Annotated in this window: 13 protein-coding genes and 1 other annotated feature; all 13 genes read right to left on the bottom strand. The window is 33.2% G+C overall.

What is annotated here, in order from left to right; translation table 11 throughout:
* Positions 1-369: 369 nt before the first annotated feature.
* Positions 370-732, bottom strand: coding sequence for a hypothetical protein (locus tag DW269_RS10595; RefSeq protein ID WP_117459785.1), 363 nt, complete (start codon positions 730-732; stop codon positions 370-372).
* 21 nt (positions 733-753) lie between these two features.
* Complete coding sequence (locus DW269_RS10590) at positions 754-1287, bottom strand: hypothetical protein (RefSeq protein WP_117459783.1); 534 nt, start codon at positions 1285-1287, stop codon at positions 754-756.
* Positions 1288-1456: 169 nt separating this feature from the next.
* Complete coding sequence (locus tag DW269_RS10585) at positions 1457-2530, bottom strand: Xaa-Pro peptidase family protein (protein ID WP_117459781.1); 1074 nt, start codon at positions 2528-2530, stop codon at positions 1457-1459.
* Positions 2508-4274: an aspartate--tRNA ligase gene (gene aspS / locus DW269_RS10580; RefSeq protein WP_117459780.1), complete on the bottom strand. Its 1767-nt coding sequence runs from the start codon at positions 4272-4274 to the stop codon at positions 2508-2510. Before aspS ends, DW269_RS10585 begins: the two co-directional genes overlap by 23 nt.
* Entirely contained in the window at positions 4267-5547 is a 1281-nt protein-coding gene (gene hisS / locus DW269_RS10575) for a histidine--tRNA ligase (protein WP_117459778.1), read from the bottom strand. The genes aspS and hisS overlap by 8 nt, the downstream gene beginning before the upstream one ends.
* Positions 5548-5583: 36 nt before the next feature.
* Positions 5584-5771, bottom strand: a binding site (T-box leader).
* Between the two features lie 37 nt (positions 5772-5808).
* Entirely contained in the window at positions 5809-8025 is a 2217-nt protein-coding gene (locus DW269_RS10570; protein WP_199410081.1) for a bifunctional (p)ppGpp synthetase/guanosine-3',5'-bis(diphosphate) 3'-pyrophosphohydrolase, read from the bottom strand.
* A 162-nt stretch (positions 8026-8187) separates the two neighbouring features.
* Positions 8188-8700, bottom strand: coding sequence for an adenine phosphoribosyltransferase (locus tag DW269_RS10565; RefSeq protein WP_117459774.1), 513 nt, complete (start codon positions 8698-8700; stop codon positions 8188-8190).
* Positions 8701-8791: 91 nt separating this feature from the next.
* Positions 8792-10405, bottom strand: coding sequence for a single-stranded-DNA-specific exonuclease RecJ (gene recJ, locus DW269_RS10560; protein ID WP_117459772.1), 1614 nt, complete (start codon positions 10403-10405; stop codon positions 8792-8794).
* 116 nt (positions 10406-10521) lie between these two features.
* Complete coding sequence (locus tag DW269_RS10555) at positions 10522-10809, bottom strand: post-transcriptional regulator (RefSeq protein WP_117459770.1); 288 nt, start codon at positions 10807-10809, stop codon at positions 10522-10524.
* Positions 10810-10869: 60 nt separating this feature from the next.
* A complete protein-coding gene (locus DW269_RS10550; RefSeq protein ID WP_199410079.1) occupies positions 10870-11688 on the bottom strand; it encodes a metal ABC transporter permease in 819 nt (272 codons plus the stop codon).
* Positions 11688-12338 (bottom strand): metal ABC transporter ATP-binding protein, encoded by a 651-nt coding sequence (locus tag DW269_RS10545; RefSeq protein ID WP_117459766.1) that lies wholly within the window; start codon positions 12336-12338, stop codon positions 11688-11690. The genes DW269_RS10550 and DW269_RS10545 overlap by 1 nt, the downstream gene beginning before the upstream one ends.
* Positions 12335-13270, bottom strand: coding sequence for a metal ABC transporter substrate-binding protein (locus DW269_RS10540; protein ID WP_117459764.1), 936 nt, complete (start codon positions 13268-13270; stop codon positions 12335-12337). Before DW269_RS10540 ends, DW269_RS10545 begins: the two co-directional genes overlap by 4 nt.
* Positions 13263-13673 carry a Fur family transcriptional regulator gene (locus tag DW269_RS10535; RefSeq protein ID WP_226793393.1) on the bottom strand — a complete coding sequence of 137 codons (411 nt, stop codon included), beginning with the start codon at positions 13671-13673 and terminating at the stop codon, positions 13263-13265. The genes DW269_RS10540 and DW269_RS10535 overlap by 8 nt, the downstream gene beginning before the upstream one ends.
* Positions 13674-13819 lie beyond the last annotated feature (146 nt).

The raw sequence follows: 13819 nt of genomic DNA, 5'->3' as shown, positions 1-13819 counted from the left end.
TTTCTACAAAAACTAATTTATCTTCTTATTTCCAGTTTCTGCTTGCAATTCGGGATTTTATTCAATTTACAAATTAGCAATATACCTATAATTTAAAAATTTCTTCAATTACTCCAGAAGATATGCCCTTAAAAACAATTAAATCCACCCAAAAATTATTAAGTAAAGGATTTTTAGATTGTATGGATGAAATAACAGGAATTCTAAAGATTATTTGGGGTAGCAAAAATAAGCATATCCCCAAAATAATCCATATCATGTTTTTTAGATTTTTTTATAGAGTATACAATTAAAACAATTGATAAAATACAAGTTTTAAAGATAAAATATTCCTAAACTAATAATAGCCTGAAGTGTAATAATAGTGTCTTATAATAAAGGCCATTTAAAATCGAATACAATAGAAACAATACCTACTATTATTAATATTGTTGAAATCGTACGAACAATGTATACAGTATTTTTTATTCCAATTGAATCTATAGTGTTTCCAAAAGGAAATATAAAAAATGTTAATCCTAATACTAAAGTCAAAATTTTAGATACAATGATACATTCAGGGTATAAAGCAACCTGCATGATAATTACAAATATACTTATTGTTATAATTAATCCAAAGAAGTATTTATATTTTTTCCAATAATTAAAATATCTTTCTCCCTTGTTTTTACAATCGTCACTACAAAAATCATCTTCTATATTTTTTTTGTTGCAATACTTACATTTTTTCATAATTTTCCTTTCCAAAAAATACTAATGCTTGTTACGTGCTAATCTTACCATGTTTTCATCTAATGTCGTACGTGGATTCTCCAAATTATATTTTTTGGCCCAATCTTTATAATGCTGATCCATGTATTCCTTCAATTCATTAATCGATTTTGTTTTGAATAAATCAATAAGATTCACAGCATCAATAACCTTGATGGTTTCATTTAATTTCAAGATAAATTGAGATGCATTCTCAAGATCAAGGCTTTCAAATAAGTAAGTATTTGTAGTAGTCACAACATTCAAATCTACATAATAATTAAAATAAGTACTAAATACTCCCGCATTACGATGTGCCATGAACCCTTTCATTCCATCTTTTAAAAGTCCAACAGAGGGATTATAGATTCTATTAATAGGTAAAATCTTAATGCTTATAATACTACTGCAAGGAATCAAAATGTCTTCTTTCAATTCATTTCTAAAAACCAAATTATTCTCTTCTAATAGAAGTTGTGGGACATCATCAGTTATACTTCTTAGTAAGAATTGTGCTTGTCTACGATTATTCTTCATTGTAAAACACCTCCATATATTCAATACATAATCATACACAACTTTTCTATAATAAATTATATATATAATATATCGATGTATTCAACTCATTTCACTTTTTCAATAAATCTTTCAATAAGCAAAAAAAGGACAGCTAGAATCTACATCCTAACTATCCTTTCTACATGAATTATTCAATTATAGTTAATTCCTTTGGATAACTATTTAATACCTTACAGCCATCTTCAGTGACCATAACTAAGTCTTCAATACGAACTCCAAAATCACCTTGTAAATAAACACCAGGTTCAATTGAGAAGATCATACCAGGCTTTGCGATAATATCACTTACAGAAGATACATCACCAAATTCATGGACATCCTTACCAATGAAATGACCTAAACGGTGATTGAATTCTTTACCATAACCGGCTTCAGTAATGATATCTCTTGCGACTGCATCAATTTCAGATAATTTCATACCTGGCTTGATAGCAGCTTCAGCTGCTTCATTTGCCTTTAATACAAGATTGTATACTTCTTTCTGCTTTTGGGATACTTCTTTATAGAAGAATGTTCTTGTCATATCAGAACAATATCCTTTATAGATACATCCCATATCAACGATAATAGAATCTCCTGGCTTTAAACGACTATCATCGCATGAATGATGAGGGTTAGCCCCATTGGCACCATAACCCATAATTGGACTAAATGAATGTCCTGATGCACCTAATGACTTGTAATAAGCAAGTAATGCTTCATCCATTTCAATTTCAGTCTTATCTGTTGCAAGTAGTCTTTTTACTTCAGCCATTGCTGTATCATTCATTTCACTTGCTTTAAACATAAGTGCTTTTTCTTCATCATCCTTCTGCATTCTTACTTCATCCACGCATAGTGAACCTAAAACATATTTAGCGTTGACGCGATCCTGTACAGGAATTAAGAAACGTGCTGGCATATTCTTATCTACACCAATCACTTTTGCATCCTTTAAATAATCTGCAAGTAATGCTGGAGCATTATCTGTATCATCAAACCAAGTAATAGGCATACCTAAGTCTTCTCCCACATAGAATAAGTTATTGAAGAATAACTGATGATTTCCTTTTGAAGAAAGAACCATAACATACATTCTTTCACCTGGATGATTGACATAATCTAATAAATAATCGATAGAAACAGGATCAGTAACTAATAGATAGTCAATGCCTCTTTCTTCCATTTTTTCTAATACTTTATTTATTCTCTTCTGATTCATATTCAGTAACCTCAATTCCTAAGTCCTTTAACTGATCATTGTCTACTGGCGTAGGCGCTTTTGACATTGGACAAGTTGCACTTGTATTCTTAGGGAAGGCAATAACGTCTCTTAAAGAATCACATCCACATAATAACATTGCGAAACGGTCTAATCCTAATGCGAATCCAGCATGTGGTGGTGCACCATATCTAAATGCATCCACAAACCAGCCAAACTGTGCATCAATTCTTTCCTGTGTGAATCCTAAAGCCTTGAAAGCACGATCCTGTAATTCTTCTTCATAGATTCTCTGAGATCCGCCACCAAGTTCGAAACCGTTTAAGACGATATCATAAGCATCTGCTAAGCAGTTTGCTGGATCTGTATCAATCTTATCTAGATCAGAATCCTTTGGACGAGTGAATGGATGGTGCATTGCATAGTATCTTCCATCTTCTTCAGAATATTCAAACATTGGGAAGTCAACAACCCATAAGAAGTTGAACTGACGTGGATCATATAATTTTAATTCTTTACCTAAATGATTTCTGATTGCTGCAAGAGCATCACATACAACCATATAATGAGTATCACTCACAAATAGTAATAAGTCTCCTGCCTCAGCATTCATCTTTTCTAATAAGGCGCTCATCTGTTCTTCAGTAAAGAATTTTGCGATAGGTCCAGATACACCCTTATCAGTCACTTTTAACCAAGCAAGACCTTTAGCCTTATATTTCTTAGCAAGTTCAGTTAAAGCATCAATCTTCTTACGTGAATAGTTATCTGCTTCACCCTTGACATTAATACCTTTTACATGTCCTCCTGCAACAAGCGCACTCTTGAATACCGTAAAGTCAACATCCTTCACTGTTTCATTTAAATTAACGAGTTTCAAATCAAAACGTGTATCAGGCTTATCGATACCATAAGTTTCCATTGCATCATGCCATGTCATTCTTGGGAATGGTAACTGAACATCAATGTTCATAACATCCTTCATAACCTTCTTGATTAAGCCTTCACCAATACCAATCACCTGATCAGTATTCATGAAACTCATTTCTACGTCCACCTGAGTGAATTCTGGCTGACGGTCAGCACGTAAGTCTTCATCACGGAAACATCTAGCAATCTGATAATAACGTTCAAAACCAGCTACCATTAATAACTGTTTAAATAACTGTGGAGACTGTGGTAATGCATAGAATGAACCATTATGTACACGTGAAGGTACTAGGAAGTCTCTTGCACCTTCTGGTGTAGATTTATTTAAATATGGTGTTTCGATTTCTACAAATTCTTCACTATCTAAGTATTCATGAATGGCTCTGACAATCTTAGCACGTCTCATGATGTTCTTCTGAAGAGCTGGACGTCTTAAATCAAGATAACGATATTTCATTCTTGTTTCTTCTAATGCATCAGTTTCATCTGCAATAATCATAGGAGTAGTCGCTGCCTTATTGACAATCTTTACTTCTTCAGCCTGGATTTCAATATCACCAGTTGGCATATCTGGGTTCTTAGAACTTCTTTCTACGACAGTACCTTTAATATCAAGAATATATTCGTTCTTAACGTCCTTTAACTGTTCATTGAATGATTCATCAAAGATTACCTGTGTAATACCATGACGGTCTCTTAAGTCTACAAAGACTAAAGCACCTAAGTTTCTCTTTTTAGCTACCCAGCCAATAAGTTCTACTTTTTTATTGACATCAGTGATTCTTAGTTCTCCATTGTTGTGAGTTCTATTCATGTTCATGATCTCCTTCATAATGATTTTCAATATAACTTAAGATATCTTCTAATTTAACTTTACTCTGTTCTTTAGAATGATTGCAGCGAATATTAACATATTCACCCTTTACTTCATCTTCACCAATAATAATAGAAAGATGTGCACCAAAACGGTCACTAGACTTGAATTGTCCTTTTAAGCCTCTACCTGCATAATCCATATCACAAGTAAAGCCATTTGCTCTAAGCATTGTAATGATCTGCATTGCTAAATCTCTTGCTTCATCACCTAATGGCATAACATAAACATCAATACCATTTTCTTCATCTTCTTCGTCATCTAATGCAAGCATCAATCTTTCCATACCAAATGCAAAGCCTACACCAGGAGTTGCAGGACCTCCAAGTTCTTCAACAAGACCATTGTAGCGTCCTCCGCCACCAACAGTAGAACCAGCTCCTAACTTTGGATCATCACTGATGATTTCAAATACTGTATGAGAATAGTAGTCTAATCCTCTTACTAAATTCGTATCTACAACATATTCGATTTCTAAATCATCTAATAAACTGCAGACTTTATCGAAATGTGCTTTCGCTTTTTCGCTTAAATAATCAATTGTACGAGGAGCAGAAGCCATCACTGGATTCTTCGCATCGACTTTACAGTCTAGAATTCTTAATGGGTTCTTTTCAAAACGTGCCTGACAGTCTTCACATAAATCATTAAGCACTGGTCTGAAATGATTCTTTAAAGCTTCTCTATATGCAGTTCTTGATTCATCATCACCTAATGAGTTGATATGTAATTTGATATTCTTAATACCTAATGCTTCAACAATAGTCACTGCCATCAACATACATTCAACATCTACATATGGTGATTCAACACCTAACATTTCTACACCGAACTGGTGGAATTGTCTCTGTCTACCATTTTGTGGACGTTCATATCTGAACATTGGTCCCATATAGTAAACCTTCTGTAATTTTTCAGGTAAAGCATACATCTTATTTTCTACATAAGCTCTTGCAATTCCTGAAGTTCCTTCTGGTCTTAAAGTAAGAGAACGATCTCCCTTATCTTTAAATGTATACATTTCCTTAGTCACTACATCTGTTGTATCACCAACTGCACGGCTAAATAATTCTGTGTGTTCAAAGATTGGCGTACGCATTTCTTTAACGTTGTAATTTGCGGCAACAGTTCTTAATAGCTGTTCCATTTCAATCCATTTTTCTGAATTTTCAGGGGTGATGTCTACTGTCCCTCTTGGTCTATTGTATTTCATAGTTCCTCCTTTATAAAAATAAAAAAACGTCCTTAATCTAAGGACGTTAATACGCGGTACCACCTTAGTTCATGAATAAATCATGCACTTTACTTAGTTATAACGTAACCAACGTGCTTTTTTAAAGCATTCTCCAAAGTGTCCCATAACTTCTCATTAGTCATTTCCACCAGCCATGACCTCTCTATCAATGTCCATTATTTAATCTTCTTCACTGAATATAAGGTGATTATAAATCAAAAGTATATTTAATTCAAGTCACTAATGAATTACACGGCGAATTTCTGCAACACCTTGTACTTTATTCATGTTATCAATTGTATTCTGTAAGATTTCTGCATTTTCTACAGATAACGTTAAACGAATATGAGCATCTAAATCCATGATATTCGCATTAATCTTAAGAATATTAACTTTTACCTGACTTAAGCATGTCACAATATCACTTAATAAATTAGGGCGATCTAATCCAACGACTTCTAGATCCACATTAAAGCGCTTCTGTTCAATATTAGGATAATCCCAATAAACATCAATCAAACGTCCTTTAGCAACACTCTTGACATTTGGACAATCCGCACGATGAATCTTGATACCCTGTCCTTTAGATACGAAACCAACAATCTTATCACCAGGAATAGGATTACAGCATTTAGATAATTGCATCTTTAATCCATCTACACCAGTGACTGCCACACCAATACTCTTCTCATGTTTCTTATTTAATTCCTGAATATTGTTGTTGTGGCGAAGAATTTGAGACAAGTTGTCAAAGAATCCTCTTTTTTGTGGAGCAACCTTATCTAAAAGTGTAGAAGCAGTCGCATGCTTCTTACCTAATGCGAAGAGTACATCGTCAAATGTATTAGCGCCAAATGAGCCAAGATAAGTTCTATAAGTATCAGGACTCATATAAGTCTTTTCATCAAGCTGTCTTGCTCTGATTTCATCTCTAAGAAGTCTTCTTCCTTCTTCAATAATCTGTTTTTTATTTTCTTCTTCATGTTTTGTGATATATTGACGAATCTTATTACGAGCTCCAGCTGTTCTTACGAACTTCAACCAGCCTTCACTTGGACCAGAATTCTTGTTGGTTTTGATTTCTACAATATCAGCTGTTTTTAATTTGGTATCAAAAGGAACCATAACACCATTCACAATTGCTCCAACCGCATGATGTCCAACTTCTGTATGAACACGATATGCAAAGTCAATAGGTGTAGACCCATTTGGTAATTCTACAATACGACCTGCAGGTGTTAAAGCATAAACATTAGCTTCAAAGATATCACGCTGTAAAGTATTATAAAAATCTTTAGCCTCATTATCCTTCATTTCATCACTTACAGTAATGAACTCACTCATCCACTGAAGCTTTTCTCCAATTTCCTTCTGTTCCTGTTTCGCATTATACTTCTTACCTTCTTTATAACGCCAATGAGATGCAACCCCTCTTTCAGCAAGTTCATCCATCTCTTCAGTACGAATCTGGATTTCAAATACATAGCCCTTTTCACCAATCACAGATGTATGTAATGACTGATACATATTAGGTTTAGGCATCGCAATATAATCCTTAAAACGTCCAGGAATTGCACGATATTTCTCATGCATAATACCTAATACTTCATAACATTCATTCTTGGTTTGTACAATAATACGTAAAGCATTTAAATCATAGATTTCATCAAAACGCTTATGTTTATAAACCATCTTTTTATAAATAGAATAAATATGCTTAGCACGGCCCTTAATACGATAACTAATGCCAGTTCCTTCTAAGTTCTTTTCAACTGACTTAATCATTGCATCAACAGAATCTTTTCTTTCACTCTTCTTCTTATCAAGAAGCGCCGCAATTTCTTTATAAGCTTTAGGATCAAGATATAATAAACATAAATCTTCTAATTCTACACGAATATCATTAATACCTAAACGATGAGCAATTGGCGCATAGACTTCTAATGTTTCTCTAGAAATACGCTGTTGCTTATCCGGTCTCATATACTGAAGCGTACGCATATTATGAAGTCTATCAGCTAATTTAATCAAGATAACACGAATATCCTTAGCCATCGCAATATAGATCTTACGATGATTTTCAGCATGGAAATCACTTTCTTCCATATAAGGCATCTTAGTGATCTTAGTAACACCCTCTACTAGAGTAGTAACTTCTTCACCAAATCTCTCAACCATTTCTTCTCGAGGCACATCACAATCTTCCATAACATCATGAAGAAGTCCTGCTGCAATAGTAATTGGTCCAGTCTGAAGTGTTGCAAGAATATAAGCAACCCAGATCAAATGAATTGTATAAGGTTCACCACTTCTTCTTTTCTGTTCCTTATGCTTCACCATAATAAAGTCATAAGCCTTTTGAATCAGGGCCAAACTTTCTTCTTTTGTGATATATGTTTTTACAAGAGCAAGGACGTCGTCGTAACTCATTGGGTCCCCTGCGCCTTTATATTTCATAATAACACCCCCTCATGTATCATCTCAATTATAACATAATTCACTACTAACATGAAGAGACTAAGAAAGGAATAATACAAATATCACTTCATTTATTCTGATATTTACTATTCATTTATGAATAATACAAACAAAATAAAAAAACTCCCAAAGGAGTTTCTATTAGTATTTAACCTGTGAATAGATGTTGTATTTACTTAGTTTTTCAGTAGCTTTTAATTCTTCTAATTCAATCACGAATTCCATACCTACAACTTCTCCACCCATTTCTTCAATAAGTGCAGCAGCAGCTTCTACAGTTCCACCAGTTGCAAGTAAATCATCAACGATTAATACTTTCATACCTGGTTTAATACTGTCTTTATGCATGAAGATTTCATTTGATCCATATTCTAAATCATACTTCTTGCTGACAGTTTCTCTAGGTAACTTACCTGGCTTTCTGATTGGTACAAAGCCACATCCTAATTCTAAAGCGACAGGACATCCAAAGATAAATCCTCTTGATTCAGGACCTACAACTACGTCAACTCCTAAATCCTTTGCATGTGCTGCTAAATCATCAATACAAGCTTTGAATGCATCCTTATCTTCTAATAAAGGTGTCACATCTCTAAAAATAATTCCTTCCTTTGGAAATCCTGGAATAGATGCAATATGTTGTTTAAAATCCATAACGAATCCTCCTATACATTATTTTATTATATCATCACACAATCATGATTGACATAAAATCTTGAAAATTAATCCTTACAGATTAACTAAATTATAAGATATCCTCAACAATAAAGTTAATAGATTTATTGCCTCTAAAGACATTGATAGATAAAGTACCAACTAGAGTCATAGAATCTTTATGAACAAGTTCATCATATAATTGTCCTTTATTAAAAGCAAGGGCAGAGACCTGATTATCTCCTAAATGAAACTTTAAATGTTTACCTTCAGATAAACGGTCTACTTGATGACATGATACATCTTCTAGAATAAATAATGGTGCTTTATTTTCTTCACCAAAAGGAGCAAGTAAATCAAGTGACTCAACATTAGGAATTGTTGTATCAGTGAGTGTAATAGGAATAACTGATTCACTGGCTTCAAAATGGCATCCTTTTATATCATTCATAAGGGCATCATAGACTAAAGGATAGTTAGACTTAGTAATAGTAAAACCTCCTGCTTTTGCATGACCTCCATATTGCACAAAAAGATCTTCATGATGAGTAAAGAAATTATAAATATTAAAGCCATCAATTCCTCTTGCACTTCCTTTATATATTTCTTCTTTAGGATTATAATGCATGACAAAGGCTGGTTGTTCATATTCTCTTGTATATTTACCTGCCACTAGACCTACTAATCCTTCATGCATATTCTCTGAGCCATAAAATAAACAAGATGAAGATGTATCAGTCACTGCTTCTTTATATAAAGAAGTTGTCATAGATTGTCTTTTAGAGTTGATTTTAGACGCATAATTAGAAATCTTTTCTAAATAAGCAGGGTCTGCTTCTTTTAAGAAATATTTAACTAAATAAACAGGATTCACTAGTTCTGGTAAGCGTCCAAAGGCATTAATACGAGGAGCTATTGTGAAACCTATAGTTGTGACATCATAATTCCTATTCCCTTTTAATAGTTCTAAAGAAGAGTATTTATATTGCTTCATAAACTGTAAACCACGTCTTACTAGGCTTCTATTTTCATCTAGTAATGGCATCATATCAGATATAGTTGTAATAGATGCTAGAGTGAATAAATAAGGGTCATGATGCTTTAAAAGAGCCGCCGCAAGCTTATAGGCAATAAAACCACCACATATCTCTTTAAATGGATATTTAGGAGACATTTTAGTATGAATGATTGAATAAGCGACAGGAACTTCACCATCAAAGGCATGATGATCAGTAATAATGACATCAATACCTAATTCCCCTGCTTTTTCTACTGCATCAAATGCTTTGATTCCATTATCTACAGTAATAATGAGAGAGTAGCCCTTCTCTGCCATCTGTTCTACTCTTGTTGTGTTAAGTCCATAACCATCAGTAAAGCGGTTAGGAATATGATATCCAACTTCTACTCCTCTTTCATGAAAAGCTTGTACAAGAATAGTGGTTGCTAGAATACCATCACAGTCATAATCTCCATAAATACAGATTTTTTCTTTATTTGCGATTGCTTCTTCAATACGTTCTAATGTTTCATCTGCTTCTTCAAATAAAGAAAAATCATGATATACAAGATGAGGATCCATAAAGGATTTAAATTGTTCTTGATCTATTTTTTTACTTTCTATTACTTTAGCCATCAAAGAATTAACACCATATGTCTGTATAATTTCATTAGTATGACTTAGTTCTATCGTTTTATATTTCATAATTAACCTCTTAAAAAATTACTACCTATTCATCTTAATCAATATAGAGATAAAAGTCAAAATAAGTGTTCTAATCAAAAAGTGGCTTTTAGGCCACTTTTAATAGAAATAATAAGTTATTTCATGATCAGACTCTGAAAGTCTGCTAAGTTTTTAGTTTCTGCTTCCTTAATGACTTTAGCTTGTAGATATTCAAAAATTGTAGAGAACTGTAAAGACATAATATCATCAATCATATCACAAAAAGTAATAGCAATTTTATTTCTCCATACTACATTTCTGAGATAATCTTCAATTTCTGCTGCAACAATCTTTTCTACGCCATCCTTCTGAAACTCATAGGCTTTTGCTTGAAGGATAAATACAACTTCATCAGGAAGCGGTTTTGATAAATCTATATCCATATTCTTACGCTCCCACGAATACTCATTATATAAGAATTGTGAGGCGATGAAAAGACTTAATTATGATTTTGTAGTGACATAATGAATAAGCTGTGTAATGCATAATACAACTAAATTCACAATTACAATAGACGCTCCAGTTGGGGCTGCATAGAGGTATGAAATAGATAAACCTACAATAAAACAAATAGAAGAAAGAATGGCAGAAGAAATTACTACATGCTTGAAATCCTTGCAGAAATACATGGATGTAAGACATGGGAAAATTGTTAAGCTTGAAATAAGAAGTGCCCCCATCATACGCATACCTAATACTATTGTAAGTGAACAAAGTATTGCGATAATGATATTGTAGAATTCTACGTTAATACCAGTGCTTTTCGCAAAATCTTCATCAAACGTCAATGCAAACATCTTATGATAAGAGAAAATATAAAGAATAAGTACAATAAGAGATAAAACAATACTTATAATCATATCTTGATTATTAAGTGAAAGGATACTACCAAATAAGTAATTATTGATATCTGTATTTACACCTTTTGTAAGTGATATAGCCATAATACCAATCGCAAGTGAACTAGATGATAAAATCGCAATAGCACCATCACCATGAATATGATGATTGTTGTTAAGTTTAAGTATCATTACAGCCGCAATTACTGCCACTGGTACAGCTAAATAAAGTGGTGCCACTCCTAGTACTGTCGCAATCGCAAAACTTCCAAAAGAGACATGGGATAAACCGTCACTGATCATCGCATTCTTTCTTAAGACAAGATTTACACCTAACATCGCAGCACATAATGAAATAAGTAAACCAACAATAAAAGCACGAATAATAAATGTATAGTTAAACATATGGAGTAATGTATTCATTATTTAACTTCCTCCATTCTATAGTTATTTTTATCTAAATGAAGAATCTTATTACCAATCACTTCATGAGACGCTAAATCATGAGTAATCATGATAATTGTTAAACCTTTTTGATGAAGTTCTTTTAAAACAGTATAGAATTCTTCTTTAGAATCATAGTCTAAGTTATTAGAAGGTTCATCAAGTACTAAACATTCTCTTGTTGCACATAGTGCTCTTGCAAGTAAGACCTTCTGTCTTTGCCCTCCAGATAGTTCCCCAAAGGAATTGTTTTTAAGGTTTTCTATATGAAGTGTTTTTAAGCATTCTACTGCAAGTTTCTTTTCTTTTGAATTAAAGAAAGGACGATACCCTACTCTATTTAATGCGCCTGATAAGACTATTTCATATACTGAAGCAGGAAAATGACGATCCACCTTTGTTTCTTGAGGCATATAACCTATTTCTCTTTCATTCAAATAATATGTAATCTGCCCGTCCATTGGCTTAATAAGTCCTAATAATCCCTTGATCAGGGTACTTTTACCTGCACCATTTTGTCCTAGTACAGTAATAAAATCACCTTGATTTATATCAAAAGAGAGATCATTGATTACTTCTTGATTATCATAACCTAGATGCAAATGATCTACTTTTATAAGTGTCTTCATTGAAGTGCCTCCTTTACTGCCTTTGCGTTTTTACGCATGATTGAAACATATGTTTCACCATTATCAAAATCCTCTGCACTCACATTATGCATACTTTGAATAGTACATACTTTTGCACCTGTTTCTTCAGAAATAGTACGAGCAATCTGTCCATTGGATAATTCGATCTTAAAGATCACAGGATTGTGATCCTTCTTGACCTTATCAATTAAATAGGAAATAGTAGATGCACTTGGTTCAGTCTGTTCAGAACATCCTGGAAATGCAGCACTATATGTAAGACCATATTCTTTCGCAAAATAAAGCAGAGGGAAACGATCTCCTACAACTATATCTTTTCTTTTTGCCTGCTTGACTATTTGTTTAAAACTAGAATCAACAGATGCAATCTGTTTAATATAGTTTTCTGTATTCTCATTAAATTTTGATGCATGTTTTTGATCGAGTGCACACATTCTCTTATTTAAGCCATAAACAATTTCTATTGCATTTTTAGGACTTGTCCAGACATGTTCATCATATTCTTCTTCATGTTCATCATGTTCTTCATGTTTTTCTTCTTCCATCCCTTCCACATGTTCTTCATGCTGAAGATGAGACACAAGATCCAACATTTTAACTATTCTTTTAGAGTCCATATCGGCTAGCAAGCTATCCACCCATTCATCTGATTCTCCACCTACATAAAAAAATAAATCGCTCTCTTTAATCGCAACCATATCTTGTGGTGAAGGTTCATAAGAATGAGAATCCATACCCGGTTTAATAAGCATCTTTATAGATATATCTTGATCATTTTTAATAATTGCACGAACAAAATCATAACAAGGAAAGTTAGTGACAACGATATTAAATGATTTCTTTTTAGTTTCTGTTGTACAACCTGTCATCAATAATAAAGAGAGAATAAACAAACTAATCTTTTTAAGCATGGATAGCCTCCCTGCACTCTTTACATAAGCCCACAATTGTAGAATCCTTACAATCAATTTCAAAACCATGGTCCTCTAATAAATGTGTACGAATGATATCCATGAAATCACATTCTAAATGCGCAATCTTACCACATCTCTTGCATAATAAGTGAAGATGGTGATTACATTTTTCTTCTCTTGTATATTGGTAATAAACACTATCTTCTTCTGAAAGTGTATGTTTTTGTATGAGTCCCTGCTGTGATAGTTTATCTAGATTACGATAAACTGTAACAAGATTTACATTTAATCCCTGCTCAACTAATGCCTCATAGATATCTTTAGCACACAAGCGATGATCTTCATTATTCTTCATATATTCAATAATACAGTCTTTGTATTTTGTACGATATTGTTTCATAGAATGCCTCCTATGCAAATGATTTGCATATTGTATTATAATGATTCTTATTCCTATGTCAACGAATATGCAAATGATTTGCATGTAATAAGAAAGTAGACTAACCTATCACTAGGCTAGTCCCTTATCAAACCGTACGTGCACTA

This window comes from Catenibacterium sp. AM22-6LB, from assembly GCF_003435615.1.
GTDB classification, from domain to species: Bacteria; Bacillota_I; Bacilli_A; order Erysipelotrichales; family Coprobacillaceae; genus Catenibacterium; species Catenibacterium mitsuoka_A.
The sequence above is the reverse complement of the archived record's forward strand: the minus strand, read 5'-3'. Positions and strand labels throughout refer to the sequence as shown.